Genomic DNA, 16,958 nt, shown 5'->3' with positions numbered 1-16,958 from the left:
TTCGTGATGACCCGCAACGATCGACTGACAGCCATCCTTGATCTCCTCGCCGAGTCAGGGCATGTCGAGGTCGACGATATCGTGACCCGCCTGGCTGTCTCGCCGGCCACGGCGCGCCGCGACCTGGACAGCCTCGCCAAGCAACGGCTCTTGAGCCGTACCCGGGGCGGAGCAACCACGGGTTCAGTGGCCTACGAACTTCCGGGGCGCTACAACCGGGATGATCATGCCGAAGCCAAGCAACAGATTGCCTTGGCAGCCTCTGAGCTCATCGTGCCCGGGGCCGTGATCGGACTCAGCGGCGGGACCACCAATACGGCCCTGGCCCAGGTGCTGTCCACCCGCGAAGACCTCAACGCCCCCTCCAACAGGCCCATGCTGACGGTGGTCACCAACGCCATCAACATTGCGGCCCAGCTTGCCGTGCGCCCCAACATCAAGATCATGGTCACCGGCGGCATCCTGAATCCGCGATCCTACGAACTCGTCGGACCTTACACCGATGTCATCATGCAGAAGGTTGCCCTGGACATCGCCTTCATCGGCGTCAACGGAGTCGATCCCAAGATCGGCCCCACCATCACCGACGAGGGAGAAGCGATGGTGAATACCGTCATGGCCCGGCGTGCCACCGACTCCTATGTCCTGGCTGACTCCACGAAGATCGGGAAGCGCGCCTTCGCGGCGATGGCCGGGTACGAATTCCGACGGCTCATCACTGACGCGGGCATCACGCCTGAGGACAAGGCGGCATTTGAAGCCAACGGCACCGAAGTGATCGTGGCCAAGGACGCCTAGCTCCGTTAACTGCCCGTCAGAAGACCATCGGGGGAGCGTTCAGCACGGTCTCGTCGGTGCTGCGCTGCACCCACTGGCTGAACGGCGTGTCGAGATCGTATTTGTCCTGTTCGTTGCGGATCAGTGTCCGTAGCTCCGCGTTGCCCGGGTTGTTGAGGGATTCGAAGTACTCCACCGACCAGTGGAACCACCGCATGCAGAAGAGCCGCATCGTGAGGCCGTGGGTCACCAGCAGGGTGTTGGGCGCGTAGTCGGGCTTTTGCCAATGCCGGTACAGGGTTTCCATGAAGGACGAAATCCGGTCGTACACATCGGAGCCCGATTCGCCCTCACGGAACCGGTAGAAGAAGTGCCCGTAGAGGTTGCGGAGTTCCTTCTGGTCTCCGATGTCCCCGGCGATCTGGAAGTTGGCCCAGTCCTGTTCTCGCAGCCGGGGCTCTTCGATCACCCTTTCGGTGAGGCTGCCCAGATTCAGCGCCTCGAGGGTCTGGTAGGCCCGGAGGTACGGTGAGACGTAAACGCACACCGGTTCGCCGTCGAGCTTCCTGCGCAAGGCCTCACCCGCGGCCCGTGCCTGCTCGAGGCCAAGCTCCGTCAGCGGGATCCGGTAATCGGGCACACGGTTGTAGATGGTCGTGTCGGCATTGGCGGCGGACTGGCCGTGCCGGATCATGAAGATTCGTGCGGGCGCGCTCATCCCACCAAGCATAGGCTTAGGAGCCGCCTTGGCTGCGCACGCGGACAACGGAGACCCAGCTCCGAGGAAAACATCAGGCAAATACGGGCAAGATAGGAGCATGCTCCTAGCCTCAACGCGCCGTTTGCGCGCCGAAGTGCTGATTGTCCTTGGACTGTCCCTGGGCCAATCGGCGGTGTACTCCGTAGTGCAGCTGTTGGACAAGATGACCCAGGGACCTTTGGCCCATGCGACGTCTACCCTCAACCGTTCGCAGAGCACGCGCGAATACTTCGATCTCACCTACCAGTTGCTGGACATCGCGTTCGCGCTGGTCCCGGTGGTGTTGGTGTTCTACTTCCTGTCCTTGCACCGCCAAACCGCCGAGAGTCCCTCGGGGTTCACCCGGCTGGGCTTCAACTTCGCCCGCCCGGGCCGCGACGCGCTGCAAGGACTTGGCCTGTTCGCACTCATCGGAATCCCGTCGCTGGGCCTCTATGCTGTTGGCCGCGCACTCGGGATCACGACGGCGATCATCCCCAGCGGCCTGGACTCCTACTGGTGGACCGTGCCGGTGCTGGTCCTCTCCGCCGTGCGGCACGCCATCGTCGAAGAAGTGATCGTGGTGGGCTATCTCCTGGACCGGTTCGGGAAGTTCGGATGGAGCACTCCGTTGGCGATCGTGCTCAGCGCGCTCCTTCGCGGCAGCTACCACCTGTACCAAGGCTTCGGCCCGTTCATCGGCAACGCCGTCATGGGCCTCGTGTTCGGATGGATCTACACCAAGACCAAACGTGTCATGCCGCTCGTGGTGGCCCACGCGCTTCTGGACATCGTGGCGTTCGTCGGCTTCAGCGTCTTCGGCAAGGCCATCGGCCTGGGCTAGCGCGCGTTAAAAGGTTTCGGCCGCCATTGCTGGGTGACGTCATTGGCACCCGCATATGGCGGCCGAAGCTTTTCCGGGCTTCCTTGCCCGTTGATCCGTCAGATCGTGACGGCTCCGTTGGCGGTTTCGAACGTTACTGACATGATTCCCGGCGTCCCGTGCGGAGCCATCCATTGGACTGCGACGTCCTCGAGGGGCTTCTCCACAGGTTCACCAAGCCACTCGGTGACGCGCTCCGCGGAGCCGGCAATGGTGAGGCTGGACATCTTGACATCGCTTGGGTACACGAGGGACGGGTGAAGTGCGGGGTCACCCTCCCAGCGGAGCAGGTAGGGAACCTGGGGATCGGCGATGAGTCCCAGGATGCCGATCTGCGACCAGACGAGTTCCCGGCCATCCGGGAACTTGCGGTTGCCCGGGACGGCGGCGCGTCCGAGCCGCTGCTCGAACGGGCTCAGGTCGTCCACAGCGACGCACCAGCCCATCCACCCACCTCCTGCGGCGGAGCGTGCACGGACAGCTTGTCCAAAAGGTGCCTTGTCGGAGGCCGGGTGGTCCAGGACCTCGACAACTTCCAGGTATTTGTGGTCAGCAAGGGGAATGATCATGTTCCGGGTACCAAAGCGCGGATGCACTCCGCCCCGGACTGCGTCCACTCCCAATGCTGCGGAAATCCGCTCGGTGGTGGCCAACAGGCCATCTCGTTCACAAGCGTAAGAGACGTGATCCATGCGCATGGCTTCATCTTGGCACTTTGTGATGGAGCTCTCAGCTAAGTCAAGCCTAACCAAGGTGGGATGTATCGAAAAGGCCGCTCAGGGTCACTTCAGGACGCACCGGGACAGAAAACTTCCGCGTTCGTCACAAAGCTTCCGGAGCCTGCAATGCCGTCCCTAGACTGGCGGCAACCGATCGCCGGCATGCTGAACCCTTCAGCCCGGCAGGCTGACGCACGGCAAGAGCCCAGACAACCAGGAGTCCGCATGTCCCAAGGATGGTCATTCGAAACGCGCCAAATCCACGCCGGCCAGGAGCCGGACGCCGCCACCGGCGCCCGTGCCCTCCCCATCTACCAGACCACCTCGTTCGTCTTTCCCAGCGCGGAAAGCGCGGCCAACCGCTTTGCACTGGCCGAACTGGCGCCCATCTACACCCGGATCGGCAACCCCACGCAGGATGCGGTGGAGCAGCGCATAGCGAGCCTGGAGGGTGGCTTGGCGGCCCTCCTGCTGAGCTCCGGCCAGGCCGCGGAAACCTTCGCCATCCTCAACGTGGCCGAGGCCGGTGACCACGTGGTCGCCAGCCCGAGCCTCTACGGCGGCACCTACAACCTGCTGGCCCACACGCTGAAGAAATTCGGCATCTCTGTGACCTTCGTCGAGGACCCGGACAACCTGGACCACTGGCGGGACGCGGTGCAGCCAAACACCAAGCTGTTCTTCGCCGAAGTCGTCTCCAACCCCCGCCAGGACGTCTTGGACATCGAAGGGGTCTCCCGCACCGCGCACGAGGCGGGAGTCCCGCTCGTCGTGGACAACACCCTCGCCACGCCCTACCTGATCCGGCCCATCGAGTGGGGCGCGGACATCGTGGTGCATTCGGCCACCAAGTACCTGGGAGGGCACGGCTCCGCCATTGCCGGTGTCATCGTGGACTCCGGCAACTTCGATTTCGGCAAGGACCCTGAGCGGTTCCCCGGCTTCAACACCCCGGACCCCAGCTACAACGGCCTGGTCTATGCCCGCGACCTCGGCAAGGACGGGGCCCTCGGCGCGAACCTCTCCTACATCCTCAAAGCCCGGGTCCAGCTCCTGCGCGACCTCGGATCGGCAGTTTCCCCGTTCAACGCTTTCCTGATCTCCCAGGGAATCGAAACCCTCAGCCTGCGGGTGGAACGCCACGTGGACAACGCCACCAAGGTGGCGCAATGGCTCGAAGGGCGCGACGACGTCGAATCGGTCGCGTACGCGGGGCTGCCTTCCAGCCCGTGGTTCGAACGGGGCCGGAAGTACGGCCCCAGGGGCACCGGCGCCGTGGTGTCCTTCACCATCAACGGCGGGGTCGAGGCCGGCAAGCGCTTCGTGGACGCCCTGGAACTGCATTCGCACGTGGCCAACATCGGCGACGTCCGCTCCTTGGTCATCCACCCGGCGTCGACGACGCACAGCCAGCTGACGCCGGAACAGCAGGCCGTTGCGGGAGTGACCCCTGGCCTGGTGCGGCTGTCCGTCGGAATCGAGCACATCGACGACATCCTCGCGGACCTCGAGTCGGGATTCCGGGCAGCCAAGAGCGCCTAGCACGGGCCCGGAGGGGCGTACGAGGCTGGCCGGCGACGCAAGATGAATCTTCGCCGGCCAGCCTTCGCAACCACCCCTTCATGAACAAAACGCGGCCAAGTGTCACAAAGATGTCATAATCTTCGTCAGAAGGGGTCCGGTTTTCCTAGACTCTTCCTATAGGTCATGAGTGCCAGTGACAGCCCCGGCTTGCTGGCCGGCAACCCTCCATTCGCGGTGGGGTGCCCCGGGTGAAGACCTGGCCCTTCGCTGTGTTGGCGGCGGGCAAGCGCGATGTGAGGTGTCAACGAATGACAATTGCTGCAACAGCCATACCCCTTTCCGGTACCCAGGACGGAACCCTCAAGTATGTTTCCGTGGGCGGACTCGAGCTGGAGGCCGGAGGTTACCTCCCGGACGTCGTCCTTGCGTACGAGACGTGGGGGCGGCTCAACGCAGACGCTACCAACGCTGTCCTCGTGGAACATGCATTGACCGGCAGCACCCATGTGGCCCGTGGCGAGAGCGACGAAGACGGCTGGTGGGAGCAGCTTGTGGGTCCCGGCGCCACGATCGACACGGACCGCTACTTCGTGGTCTCCGTCAACATTGTGGGGGGCTGCTACGGCAGCACGGGGCCGTCGTCGAGCGCTCCTGACGGCAAGCCGTGGGGCTCCCGCTTCCCGCTCGTGACCCTGCGGGACAGCACGGTGGCCGAGGCCAGGCTGGCCGACGCCTTGGGGATCCACAGCTGGCACACCGTCGTGGGCGGGTCCATGGGCGGTGCCCGTGCACTGGAATGGGCCGTCGGCTATCCGGACCGCGTCAAGCGATGCGCCGTGATCTCCATCGGGGCGTACAGCACTGCCGAGCAGATCGCGTTCGCACAGGCCCAGACGCTCGCCATCCGGCAGGACGCCGACTTCAACGGCGGAGACTACTACGGCCAGACCGCCCCCGAAGCGGGTCTGGCCCTTGCCCGGCGGATTGCCCACATCACCTATCGCTCGGCGGACGAGCTGGACTTCCGCTTCGGCCGGAACGCCCAGGGCGGCGAGGCACCCCTCCAGGCTGCCGCGTTGGGGGACCGGGGCCGCTACCAGGTAGAGAGCTACCTGGACCACCAGGGGAGCAAGCTGGTCCAGCGCTTCGACGCCAATAGCTACATCGCCATTACCGAAGCGCTCATGAGCCACGACATCACGCGCGGCCGGGGCTCGTTGGAGGATGCGTTGTCCGTGGCCACGGCGACGTTCTTCGTGGCCTCGGTGGACTCGGACCGGCTCTATTTCCCGGAGCAATCCCGCGAGCTTGCCAAGGCCTTGCCCGGAGAGGTCCCGGTTCACGTCATCGAGGCGCCGATCGGGCACGACGGTTTCCTCACCGAGATCGGCCAGCTCGGCCCCCAACTGCGCGAGGCATTCTTCGGCTAGCGCGCCTTTTCGGCTGAATCAGCCGTTCATGATCTCCTGGCGGAGCTTCATGTAGTCCTCCATGGCGATTTTCCCGTCGCTGTACTCCTGGTCCAGCTCGGCCAGTTTCCGTGCCCGGTAGCCTTGGGGCGCGCTGTTCGGCTGGGGAGCGCCGCTCGCTTGCGGAGTAGCCGACGACGGCGGAACGGCCTGCCGCGCGGGCGTCGCCATCGGGGGTTGCGGCTCAGCCGGGATGACCACCGGGGGCTGCTCCGGGTATCCGACGGGGTTGTGCTGCGGAGGATAGGGCTGCCCGGGGTAATTCTGCGGCGGGAAGTCCTGGAACCTGCGCTGGCGCGATCGGTTGTACATGCGGATCCCCATGGGAATCAGCCAAGAGCAGACGATGATCCAGAAGATCAAATTGTTCACGGCGGAAGCCTCCCTGTCTTTCACCAGCTTAGCCCTGCTCCCTGTGACTAACCTCGCGGTTCGTTCAGCTCCCGGGCAGGAAGGTGTCGGCAGGGCCGAAGACGGGTCCCGGCGTCGGGCGTTTCGGCAGGATCCCGTCACCGGAGGAGCGGTGCCTGATCCGGCGGACGACCCACGGGACAAAGTATTCGCGGGCCCAGACCAGGTCGCCAGACCGGGCTTGGCGCCAACTGCGCTGGGGGAGCGGCTTGGGGTGGAGCGGCTCAAGGTTGTGCGGCACATTCAGTGAGTCGAGGACCATCGCGGCGATGGTGTGATGGCCGAGCGGCGAGAAATGGAGGCGGTCTTCGTCCCACATCTGGGAGTTGGAAAGCTGCCTCAAGGACCACATGTCAGCTACCACGGCATCGTGGCGGGCGGCCACCGTGCGGAGGTTTTCGTTGTAGATGGCCACCTTGCCGCGGATCCGGCCGAGGACCGATGACGCGGTGTCCGGACCGTTGAAGAGAACCACCGTGGCGCCGTCGGAACTCAGGGTCTGCACTGCGGCATCGAGTTTTTCGGCCAGGGCGTCGGGATCGCCGCCGGGACGGATGAGGTCGTTGCCGCCTGCGGAGATGCTCACGAGATCCGGCTTGAGGTCCATGCACGGGCCAAGTTGTTCGTCGAGGATTTGCTGCAGCAAGCGTCCGCGGATGGCGAGGTTGGCGTAGGCGAAGTCGCGGTGTCCCCGGCTCAGTTCCTCGGCGACGCGGTCGGCCCAGCCGCGATGTGCTCCGGGGTTGTTGGGCTCGGGGTCGCCGATGCCTTCGGTAAAGGAATCACCTAGCGCCACGTAACGGGTCCACGGATGAATCCGCTCGTCCGACTTTGCCACCGTGGAATCAGTGTCACTCACGTCCATATCCTGCCTCTTGCTGCGTCGCTACGCGCCCGTAGCTTGTTACTCATGGGTAACTGCAAGAATAGTCCCATGAGTCAAGCTTCCGCCTTTCCTGCCCCGGTCGTTTTGTGGTCCCACGAAGAGGAAGAGCGGGCTGGAAAGCCGTTGCTGGTCCTTCTGCACGGTTACGGATCCAACGAGCAGGACCTCTTCAGCCTGGCCGGCCTGTTGCCCCGGGACTTCGTCGTGGCCTCGCTCCGCGCGCCGATCGCCACAGGCCCGGGCTTCACGTGGTTCCCGCTCACGGCGTCCATCGACTACTCCCTCGACGCCGTCAAGGACGCCGCGGGGTACGTGTTTTCCTGGCTGGATTCGTTGAAGTCCAACCACAGTTCAGTGACGCTCCTCGGGTTTTCCATGGGCATGGCCATGGCCACCTCGCTGCTCCGGCACCGCCCGGCGGACTTTGCCGCCGTCGTCGGGCTTTCAGGGTTCGCCGTCGACGCCGGCGAGGACCCCGCGTTCCGTGACGCCGAGCTGGACGGATCCGTGCCGCTCTTCTGGGGACGCGACCAACAGGACCCTGTCATCACCCCGGACAAGATCGAATACACCATGGATTGGGCCCGAAAGCACACGGACCTTACCAAGGTGCTCTACACGGGCATGTGGCACGGCATCAACCAGCAGGAAATCGGGCACGTTGGCGAATTCCTGGAGCACAAGGTCCTCGCGTCCGTCTGACTCCATCTGACAACAACGCGGGGTCACTTACGGCCCATGACGAGGCGCGCAATGGGACGTAAGTGACCCTGCGTTGCTAGGACTCTGTGGTGATCCGCACCGTCTGTCCGTTGACGGTCACGGTATCGCCCACATGGAGTTGGCGGCCGCGCCGATCATCGATCTCGCCGTTGACTTTGACCAGGCCGTTCTTGATGAGTTCCGTGGCTTCCACGCCATCCTCCACGAGGTTGGCGAGCTTCAGGAGCTGGCCGAGCCGGATCATGTCGTCGCGGATGGGGATTTCTTCGATTTCCGGGTTGCTCATACAAGCAATGATGCCTGAAGTAGGGTGGTGAAAATGCCGCAGTCGTCCCGCACCTTGCCTGGAAGTCCCTCCCGTACGCCCCTGCCCTTGCTCACCGGCCTGCTCCTTGCCGTGGCAACCGGACTCGTGATTCCGCTCCAGGGCCGGATCAACGGTGCTCTGGGGGCAAAGCTCGACGACGGTATCGCGGCCGCCGTCGTGAGCTTCACCACCGGGCTGGTACTGATCGCGGCGATCGGACTCGCGCTGCCGAAGGGCCGCGCGGCCCTTCGAAGGATCCTGCCGGCCCTGAAGGAGCGGAGCTTTCCACGGTTCTATGTCCTGGCCGGTGGCATTGGCGCGCTGTTCGTTTTCGCCCAATCGTTCACGGTCGGCCTGCTTGGCGTGGCCTTGTTCACGGTCGCTGCAGTGACCGGCCAGACCCTGAGCGGACTACTCGTGGACCGGCTCGGCATCGGGCCCGGCGGCAAACGCTCGATCACCGGGGTCCGAATCCTCGGCAGCGTCCTGACGATCGCCGCCGTCGTCTGGGCCGTGTCGCCGCGCCTAGGGGCCGCCACCGACGTCGGGTCCTTGCTGCTCCCCATCCTGTTGCCGGTCGTGGCGGGCTGCCTCATGAGTTTCCAGCAGGCCATGAACGGCACTGCGACCGTGCACTACGGCAGTCCCATCGCTGCGACGCTCGTGAATTTCGTGGCCGGAACGGTGATTCTCTGGATTGCCTGGCTCATCAAAGTGTTGCTCCTTGGTCCCGGCCACGCCCTGCCTGCTGAATGGTGGTACTACCTGGGCGGCCCGATGGGGTGCGTCTTCATTGGCCTGGCTGCTTTGTTGGTCCGAAGCCTCGGTGTCCTGGTCACCGGGCTCGGGATGATCGCCGGGCAGCTGCTTGGATCACTGGCGCTGGACCTGGTCCTGCCGGCTCCCGGAACGGTGGTGGCGTTCCCCACGATCCTCGGCACCTTGCTGACGCTGTTCGCCATCATCGTGGCCACGTTGCCCTGGCCGAAGGGCGCGCTCTCGTCCCGCCGTCCCGCGAAGAGCCTTTAGGGCCGGTCCCGGAGGCAGGACCGCGGCCAAAGGCCGGTAGGCTAGGACACGCAGCTTCCTGCACAGCAATATCTTCGCGCACAACCACGGACCGCACCCAGCGGCCCTGTAGAACATTGGAGTACCCATGGCAGCAAAATCCGTCCTCGACCAGGTCATTTCCCTCTCCAAGCGGAGGGGCTTCGTGTTCCAGGCCGGTGAAATCTATGGTGGCTCCCGGTCCGCATGGGACTACGGCCCCCTCGGTGCCGAGCTCAAGGAAAACATCAAACGCCAATGGTGGCAGAGCGTTGTCCGCGGCCGCGAAGACGTAGTAGGCCTCGATTCCTCCGTGATCCTGCCCCGCCAGGTGTGGGAAGCGTCCGGCCACGTCGAGGTGTTCTCCGACCCGCTCGTCGAGTGCCTTTCCTGCCACAAGCGTTACCGCGCCGACCACCTCGAGGAAGAGTACGCGGAAAAGAAGGGCCGTCCCGCCGAAAACGGCCTCAAGGACATCGCCTGCGCCAACTGCGGCACCCGCGGCCAATGGACCGAACCGCAAGAGTTCTCCGGCCTGCTCAAGACCTTCCTGGGCCCCGTGGCCAGCGAAGAAGGCCTGCACTACCTGCGCCCGGAAACCGCGCAGGGCATCTTCATCAACTTCAGCAACGTGCTGACCACGTCCCGCAAGAAGCCGCCTTTCGGCATCGGCCAGATCGGCAAGTCGTTCCGCAACGAGATCACGCCGGGCAACTTCATCTTCCGCACCCGCGAGTTCGAACAGATGGAAATGGAATTCTTCGTCGAACCGGGCACGGACGAAGAATGGCACCAGTACTGGATGAAGGAACGCATGTCCTGGTACACCGGTCTGGGCATCCGGCCGGAGAACCTGCGCTTCTTCGAGCACCCGCAGGACAAGCTCAGCCACTACTCCAAAGGCACCACGGACATCGAGTACCGCTTCGGTTTCCAAGGCTCCGAGTGGGGCGAGCTCGAGGGCATCGCCAACCGCACCGACTTCGACCTCTCCACCCACTCGAAGGCGTCCGGCCAGGACCTCAGCTACTTCAACCAGGCCACCAACGAGCGCTACACGCCGTACGTCATTGAACCGGCCGCCGGCCTGACGCGTTCCTTCATGGCCTTCCTTGTGGACGCCTACACGGAAGACGAGGCACCCAACGCCAAGGGCGGCGTCGACGTCCGCACCGTCCTGAAGCTCGATCCTCGCCTGGCACCGGTCAAGGCAGCTGTGCTGCCCCTGAGCCGCAACGAGGACCTGTCCCCGAAGGCGAAGGACCTGGGCGCCCAGCTGCGCAAGAACTGGAACATCGACTTCGACGACGCCGGCGCCATCGGCCGCCGCTACCGTCGCCAGGACGAGATCGGTACCCCGTTCTGCATCACCGTGGACTTCGACACCCTTGACGACCAGGCCGTGACCATCCGCGAGCGCGACACCATGAGCCAGGAACGTGTTTCCCTGGACAAGGTGGAGGGCTACCTGGCCGCACGGCTGATCGGCGCCTAACCGTGTCCATCGAATACCGCGAATGGCGTGAGGGCGACGACCTCGCGCTCCTGGAGATGTGGGGTGGGCCCGAGACCCTGCCGGCCCAGCAATTCCGTGCAGCCCTGGCGCCGTCGAGCAACAGTGGTCAAGGCCAGCCTTGGCGCCGGTGCATCGTGGCGGAAGACGTCGTCGACGGCATCGGCATCCCGGTGGCCGCGGGCGTGGTCCATGAGGCGTCCCTGCACCCGGAACGCCTCTGGGCCTACATCGAGGTCGCCAAGGACCACCGCCGGAGCGGGATAGGGGCCACGCTCCTGACCATGCTGCGGCGCGAAGCCGAGCAGTCGCCGTCGGGCGTTTCAACGCTGCGCAGCAAAGTGGAGCCAGGCACGGCCGGTGCCGCCTTCGCCGAGTGGGCGGGGCTGGCGCCCATCCAGCGCTCCCGGCTCGTCGTGGTTGATCCCGAGCCGCTCAGGCTTCCGGTGTTTGGTGACGGCTCCGAAGAAGCCGCTTCCGAGCAGGTGGAAGACCTCGCCACGGGATCCGTGGAACTGAGCGACGTCGTAGGCCGGTACTACACCGCCGTGCACCACTGGGACAACCCCGGCGAGCTCGGCATCCCCACCGTGCAGCGTCTGTTCCTCGACGACCTGACGGGGGCACACGGGGCGGTTGTGCTGCGCGCGCCGAAGGCGAGTGCCTTTGGTTCGGGCGTCCCGGCCACCCGCAAGGGCAAGCTGCAGGCCTTCGCGATCAGCTATGCGCAGGGCAGCTCGGACGAGCCCTCGGAAGTGTTCCTCGGGCACGATCCGCTCCTGCAGGACGACGAAGCGCGCGCCGCAATCCGTGACCTGCTGGCGCTCATTGCCTACCAGCACCCCGTGCTCCTCGAAGTGGACGACTCCATGACGGCCGTGTGCGCCGTCGTCGATCCCTTGCTGGAATTGGGCAAGGCGAAGCTCCGCGGTGCGGACACCCTGGTGGTCAGCGAATAGCTGCCCTTCCCCTCGCCCCGCCCAACTGGCTCGCATTTGTTGTCGTTATGGGCACTCATAACGACAACAACTGCGAGTTGCTTGGGCGAACCCTTGACGAATCCGCGGCGTGGGTGTAGGCATAACGACGTAAGCCCCGGCCGTTGGTCTGGTGGGGTGGCGGCGGGTGGAACGGATCCGGTCTCATGAAGAGAATCGGCGGTAACACCCATGAATGGAACAGCCCTCGACGGACTGCGCGAACAGCTCCGCGGGCAACTCATCACCCCAAGTGATCCTGACTATGATTCCGCCCGGGCCGTTTACAACGGGATGATCGACAAACGTCCGGCAGGGGTCGTCCGCGTGGCCCAGGTGGCGGACGTCATTGCGAGCGTGAACTTCGCCCGCGACAGCTCCCTGCCCTTGGCCATTCGCGGCGGCGGCCACAGCGCGCCCGGCTTCGGGACCTGGGACGATGCCCTTGTCATCGATTTCGTCAACCGAACCGGAATCCGCGTTGACCCCGAAGCCGGTACGGCCCGTGCCGAGGCGGGGACAACCTGGGCTGATTTCAACCACGCCACCCATGCCTTCGGGCTGGCAACCACCGGCGGGATTGTGGGATCCACCGGCATCGCCGGCCTGACCTTGGGCGGTGGCATCGGCTATCTCGCCCGCAAGCACGGCCTTTCCTGTGACAACCTGATCTCCGCTGACGTGGTGACTGCGGACGGCAAATTCCTGACCGCCAGCGAAACCCGGAACGAGGACCTCTTCTGGGCGTTGCGGGGCGGCGGAGGCAATTTCGGTGTGGTGACGTCGCTGGAATACAAGCTGCATCCTGTGGACATGGTCCACGCGGCCATCATCATCTACGGCATGGAGCAGGCCGACACCGTCGCGAAGTTCTACCGCGACTACATGGACACCGCCCCTGAGGAATTCGGAGCGTTCTTAGGCTTCCACCAGGGCCCTCCCGTCCCGTTCCTTCCCGAGGAATGGCACGGGAAGCCAGTCTGCGTGGTCATCGGCATGTGGACGGGTGATCCTGCCGAAGGAACAGCCCGCTGGCAGCCTTTCCTGGACGTTGCCCCCGTGGCGGGTTCGCTGGTTGGACCCATGCCGTACCCGGCACTCAACTCGGCATTCGATCCGCTCCTTCCGAAAGGGATGCAGGCCTACTGGAAAGCGGACTTCCTCTCCGAACTCAACGACGGCGCCATCGCGGCCCATCTTGAGTACGGCAGCAAAGTTCCCAGTGTGCAGACGTCCGTCCACGTCTATCCGATCGACGGCGCGGTGCAGCGCGTGGGGCAGACAGACACTGCGTTCGTCAACCGCGGCGTCAAATTCTCTCCCGTGATCGCCTGCATGTGGAACGATCCCGCAGACAACGAGGCGAACATCGACTGGGTGCGCAGTTATGCCGCGGCATTGCGCCCGCACTCCTCGCCGGGAGGCTACATCGGCTTCATGGACGGTGACGACCAAGGCCGGATCAGTGAGAACTACGGGGTCAATTACGGGCGGCTGCAAACCATCAAGGGCAAGTACGATCCCGGAAACCTCTTCCACGTGAACCAAAACATCAAACCCGCCTGACCCCGGGTGCGGACCCGGCCCAACTGACTCGCATTAGTTGTCGTTTTGACGACTCATAACGACAACAAATGCGAGTCAGTTGGGTGGGACACCGGGCTGCCCCACGTAGGCTTGTGGGCATGAGGTTTTGCAGCTAATGGGTCACGGCCATTCACACGGACACACCGAGCATTTCGAGCCAAGCCCGACGGCGCTCGCGTCACGCAGGCGGGCAAATTGGCTCCTCGTGGCCGTGTTGGCTCCGATTGCCGTGCTCACGGTCGTTGCCATGCTGCTCATGTGGCCGTCCGGGAGCAAGGAGGGCATCACCTTCGCGAGCCCGTACGCCGCTGCTCCCGGGGTGACGTTCGATACCGGCAAGATTCAATCCGTCACCCAAGAGAGCTGCACGCAGGGGACCCAGGCTCCGGTAGCGAACGGGGCGAACGGGGCCAACGGGGCGAACGGCACGAACCAAAGCAGCGGAACACAGCCGCAGGGGACCCAGTGCACCTTCGCGTCGACGCAGCCGGATAACGGCGGCAGCCCCGTGAAAGTGGTCATCAACCCGGATGTCGCCAAGTCCCACGGCGTCAAAGCGGGGGACAGCATCCGATACCTGAACCTCTCCCGGGTGCAGGGCGCAGCGGCGGGCAACGGCTCGCCGTCGTACGTTTTCCTTGACTTCGTGCGGACCGTTCCGATGGCCCTCCTGGCGATCCTGTACGCCGTGGTGGTCATCGCTGTCGCGCGCTGGCGCGGTTTCAGGGCGCTCCTCGGACTGGCCGGAGCCTACGTGGTGATGGTCACCTTCATGCTTCCGGGATTGATGGAAGGCAAACCGCCGCTGCTCGTGGCTTTGGTCGGCTCCACGGCCATCATGATGGGAGTGCTCTATTTCGCCCACGGATTCTCGGCCAAGACCTCCACCGCGTTGCTCGGCACGATCTTCGGCCTCGGCATCACTGCGCTGCTGGCGGCCTGGGCCACGGATGCAGCCAACCTGACCGGGATCGCCACGAGCGAGGGCGCCACGCTCGTCAACATGTCGGACAAGATCTCGCTCTCCGGGATCATCCTGTGCGGGTTGATCATTTCCGGGCTTGGAGTCCTCAACGACGTGACGATCACCCAGTCCGCGGCCGTGTGGGAACTCTACGAGCTGGCGCCGGAGACCGGGGCGCGCAAGCTGTTCACCTCGGCCATGAGGATCGGCCGGGACCACATCGCCTCCACGGTCTACACCATCGCCTTCGCCTACGCCGGTGCCGCGCTGCCCATCCTGATCATTGTCATGCTGTACGACCGCCCGCTGGTAGATGCCCTCACCAGTGCCGAGTTGTCCGAGGAAGTCATCCGCACGCTGGTGGGCTCCATCGGCCTCGTGCTGGCCATCCCGGTGACCACCTTGATCGCTGTGCTGGTGGTCAAGGCGACCGGTCCGAAGCGGCTCGGGGCCGCCGACGCGGCGGGTTCGGAAGCAGCCCACGACGACGGCGACGTCCGGGAGCTTGAAGCCGCCGGGCCCGCCGACGCCTTCGAATCCTTCGACACCGGCGAGCTCGCCGCCGTTGTCATGACCAGGCGGGCACGCAGGGAAGCCGAGCGTCGCTAGCCCCCGATGACATTTGTCATCCCGCATTGGTGACACACGCCCCCGGCGCCCGACGCGGATCCCGGCTTTGATGGGTAGTGGAGTCAACCAAGCCAAGGAGAGTCATGACAACAGCGAGTGTGCCGGCCGTCCACGCCGCCGGACTGCACAAGAGCTTCGGGAAGGTCCACGCCGTACGCGGCCTCGACCTCACCGTGCAGCCGGGGGAGGTGGTGGCGTTCCTCGGTCCCAACGGGGCGGGCAAGACCACCACGATCGACATGATCCTCGGATTGAGCGCCCCGGACCAGGGAAGCGTTTCCATCTTCGGCCGCGCTCCGCGGGGAGCGATCGCCCGCGGCCAGGTGGCAGCGGTGATGCAGACCGGCGGCCTGCTGCGGGACATCACTGTGCGCGAGACCGTACAGCTCAACGCCGCCATGTTCGATTCCTCCCGCCCCGTGGACGAAGTCCTGGCGCGGGCGGGCATCCTGGAGATTGCCGACCGCAAGGTCGAAAAGTGCTCCGGCGGCCAGCAGCAACGGCTGCGCTTCGCCATGGCCCTCGTCTCCGATCCCGGGTTGCTCATCCTGGACGAGCCCACCACCGGCATGGATGTCGCGGGACGCCGAGACTTCTGGAACGCCATCAGGACCGACGCCCAGCGCGGACGGACCGTCATCTTCGCCACGCATTACCTCGAAGAAGCCGACGCCTACGCGGACAGGATCGTCCTGGTCCGGCAAGGCAGCATCGTTGCGGACGGCACCGCCGCCCAGATCAAGAACCTTGCCTCGGGCCGCACCGTGAAGGCTTCGCTTCCGGCAACCGAACGCGGACTGCTGGCCGGCTTGCCGCCCGTCGAAAGCATGGATTACGACGGCGGCCGCCTCACCGTCCGCACGGGCGACTCGGACGCCGTCGTGCGGTACTTGCTCAACAACACGGGCGCCCACGACGTCGAAGTGGCGGCCAACAACCTCGAGGAGGCTTTCGTCGCCCTCACCGGAGACGATGCCGTTCCGGAGTCCACGAGCATCACTTTTGAAGGAGACCTCGTATGAGCACGGCAGCAGTCGTCCAGGAACGGAAACCGTCCGCCGGCGGGGTCAACCGCACGTTCCTGTGGATCGAGATCAAGCGGATGCTCCGGAACCGCCGGACCATCATCTTCACGGTGTTCATGCCGGCCGTTTTCTTCTTCATTTTCGGCTTGTCCAACAAGGACAAGCTCCTGCCCAACGGGCACAGCTACGGCCAATTCATCCTCATCAGCCTCACGGTCTACGCCGCGATGACCGCCGCTACCGGCGCCGGCAGCCAGGTGGCAGTGGAACGTGCGCAAGGTTGGAGCCGCCAGCTGCGCCTCACGCCCCTCCTGCCCGGTGCGTATATCGCGGTGAAAGCCATGGCTGCGCTGACGCTGTCCCTCGTTGCCGTCGTGGCCCAGTTCGTCATCGGCGCCATTGCCGGCGTCACCATGGATGCCCGGACCTGGCTGACGGCTGGGTTGGTCGCCTGGCTGGGTTCCCTGGTGTTCGCCGCGCTCGGCTTGTTCGTCGGATACCTCATGCCGAGCCAGAACGTCATGCAGATCCTCGGCCCGGCCCTTGCCATCCTTGCCATGCTCGGTGGGCTGTTCATGCCGATCGAAATCATGGGGGAGACCTTCGGGAACATCGCCAAGTTCACGCCCGCCTACGGGATCGGGCAATTGGCCCGGAGCCCCATCACCGGCGAGTTCGACTGGGCGTGGATCCTCAACGTGCTCATCTGGCTCGCGATCTTCGTGGCCGGGGCCGCCATGGCATTCCGCCGCGACACGAAACGTGTCTGAACAGGCC

The 16,958-nt window shown here is 64.8% G+C and carries 17 protein-coding genes and 1 riboswitch; of the genes, 12 read left to right on the top strand and 5 right to left on the bottom strand.

Annotated features, from left to right (window positions below; translation table 11 throughout):
• The first annotated feature begins 6 nt into the window (after positions 1-6).
• On the top strand, positions 7-798 hold the full coding sequence (locus tag BMF89_RS04125; RefSeq protein WP_078105802.1) for a DeoR/GlpR family DNA-binding transcription regulator: 792 nt from the start codon (positions 7-9) through the stop codon (positions 796-798).
• A gap of 16 nt (positions 799-814) precedes the next feature.
• Here the strand turns inward: BMF89_RS04125 and BMF89_RS04120 are convergent, their stop codons facing one another.
• Positions 815-1,495 carry a phosphoglycerate mutase family protein gene (locus BMF89_RS04120; protein WP_139359532.1) on the bottom strand — a complete coding sequence of 227 codons (681 nt, stop codon included), beginning with the start codon at positions 1,493-1,495 and terminating at the stop codon, positions 815-817.
• Positions 1,496-1,595: 100 nt separating this feature from the next.
• On the opposite strand from BMF89_RS04120, the gene BMF89_RS04115 reads away from it, so the two are divergent.
• Positions 1,596-2,360: a type II CAAX endopeptidase family protein gene (locus BMF89_RS04115; RefSeq protein WP_078105800.1), complete on the top strand. Its 765-nt coding sequence runs from the start codon at positions 1,596-1,598 to the stop codon at positions 2,358-2,360.
• A gap of 98 nt (positions 2,361-2,458) precedes the next feature.
• Here BMF89_RS04115 and BMF89_RS04110 read toward each other — a convergent pair whose 3' ends face one another.
• Positions 2,459-3,097: a VOC family protein gene (locus tag BMF89_RS04110; RefSeq protein WP_028266517.1), complete on the bottom strand. Its 639-nt coding sequence runs from the start codon at positions 3,095-3,097 to the stop codon at positions 2,459-2,461.
• A gap of 246 nt (positions 3,098-3,343) precedes the next feature.
• On the opposite strand from BMF89_RS04110, the gene BMF89_RS04105 reads away from it, so the two are divergent.
• Both BMF89_RS04105 and BMF89_RS04100 read left to right on the top strand, forming a co-directional pair.
• Positions 3,344-4,660 carry a bifunctional o-acetylhomoserine/o-acetylserine sulfhydrylase gene (locus tag BMF89_RS04105; RefSeq protein WP_078105799.1) on the top strand — a complete coding sequence of 439 codons (1,317 nt, stop codon included), beginning with the start codon at positions 3,344-3,346 and terminating at the stop codon, positions 4,658-4,660.
• Positions 4,661-4,821: 161 nt separating this feature from the next.
• A riboswitch (SAM riboswitch) is annotated at positions 4,822-4,937 on the top strand.
• Between the two features lie 13 nt (positions 4,938-4,950).
• Positions 4,951-6,072 (top strand): homoserine O-acetyltransferase, encoded by a 1,122-nt coding sequence (locus tag BMF89_RS04100; protein ID WP_078105798.1) that lies wholly within the window; start codon positions 4,951-4,953, stop codon positions 6,070-6,072.
• An 18-nt stretch (positions 6,073-6,090) separates the two neighbouring features.
• On the opposite strand, the gene BMF89_RS04095 is transcribed toward BMF89_RS04100, so the two are convergent.
• A complete protein-coding gene (locus BMF89_RS04095) occupies positions 6,091-6,483 on the bottom strand; it encodes a hypothetical protein (protein WP_078105847.1) in 393 nt (130 codons plus the stop codon).
• A gap of 64 nt (positions 6,484-6,547) precedes the next feature.
• Positions 6,548-7,387 (bottom strand): SGNH/GDSL hydrolase family protein, encoded by an 840-nt coding sequence (locus tag BMF89_RS04090; RefSeq protein ID WP_078105797.1) that lies wholly within the window; start codon positions 7,385-7,387, stop codon positions 6,548-6,550.
• A 69-nt stretch (positions 7,388-7,456) separates the two neighbouring features.
• Between BMF89_RS04090 and BMF89_RS04085 the strand changes: the two genes are divergently transcribed.
• On the top strand, positions 7,457-8,110 hold the full coding sequence (locus tag BMF89_RS04085) for a phospholipase (protein ID WP_078105796.1): 654 nt from the start codon (positions 7,457-7,459) through the stop codon (positions 8,108-8,110).
• 76 nt (positions 8,111-8,186) lie between these two features.
• Here the strand turns inward: BMF89_RS04085 and BMF89_RS04080 are convergent, their stop codons facing one another.
• Complete coding sequence (locus tag BMF89_RS04080) at positions 8,187-8,417, bottom strand: RNA-binding S4 domain-containing protein (RefSeq protein ID WP_078105795.1); 231 nt, start codon at positions 8,415-8,417, stop codon at positions 8,187-8,189.
• A 33-nt stretch (positions 8,418-8,450) separates the two neighbouring features.
• On the opposite strand from BMF89_RS04080, the gene BMF89_RS04075 reads away from it, so the two are divergent.
• The 7 genes from BMF89_RS04075 (at position 8,451) to BMF89_RS04045 (ending at position 16,951) form a co-directional block, all read left to right on the top strand.
• Complete coding sequence (locus BMF89_RS04075; RefSeq protein ID WP_078105794.1) at positions 8,451-9,467, top strand: DMT family transporter; 1,017 nt, start codon at positions 8,451-8,453, stop codon at positions 9,465-9,467.
• 127 nt (positions 9,468-9,594) lie between these two features.
• Entirely contained in the window at positions 9,595-10,980 is a 1,386-nt protein-coding gene (locus tag BMF89_RS04070; RefSeq protein ID WP_078105793.1) for a glycine--tRNA ligase, read from the top strand.
• A gap of 2 nt (positions 10,981-10,982) precedes the next feature.
• Positions 10,983-11,957 (top strand): GNAT family N-acetyltransferase, encoded by a 975-nt coding sequence (locus BMF89_RS04065; RefSeq protein WP_078105792.1) that lies wholly within the window; start codon positions 10,983-10,985, stop codon positions 11,955-11,957.
• A 210-nt stretch (positions 11,958-12,167) separates the two neighbouring features.
• On the top strand, positions 12,168-13,541 hold the full coding sequence (locus tag BMF89_RS04060) for an FAD-binding oxidoreductase (protein WP_078105791.1): 1,374 nt from the start codon (positions 12,168-12,170) through the stop codon (positions 13,539-13,541).
• A 136-nt stretch (positions 13,542-13,677) separates the two neighbouring features.
• Positions 13,678-15,135 (top strand): YibE/F family protein, encoded by a 1,458-nt coding sequence (locus BMF89_RS04055; RefSeq protein WP_078105790.1) that lies wholly within the window; start codon positions 13,678-13,680, stop codon positions 15,133-15,135.
• A 104-nt stretch (positions 15,136-15,239) separates the two neighbouring features.
• A complete protein-coding gene (locus tag BMF89_RS04050) occupies positions 15,240-16,178 on the top strand; it encodes an ABC transporter ATP-binding protein (RefSeq protein WP_078105789.1) in 939 nt (312 codons plus the stop codon).
• Positions 16,175-16,951: an ABC transporter permease gene (locus tag BMF89_RS04045; RefSeq protein ID WP_078105788.1), complete on the top strand. Its 777-nt coding sequence runs from the start codon at positions 16,175-16,177 to the stop codon at positions 16,949-16,951. Before BMF89_RS04050 ends, BMF89_RS04045 begins: the two co-directional genes overlap by 4 nt.
• The last annotated feature ends 7 nt before the right edge of the window (positions 16,952-16,958 follow it).

Origin of the sequence: Arthrobacter sp. SRS-W-1-2016 (assembly GCF_002009585.1) — a bacterium.
GTDB classification, from domain to species: domain Bacteria; phylum Actinomycetota; class Actinomycetes; order Actinomycetales; family Micrococcaceae; genus Arthrobacter; species Arthrobacter bambusae_A.
Note: the sequence above shows the minus strand (reverse complement) of the source record. Positions and strands in the feature narration are given on the sequence as shown.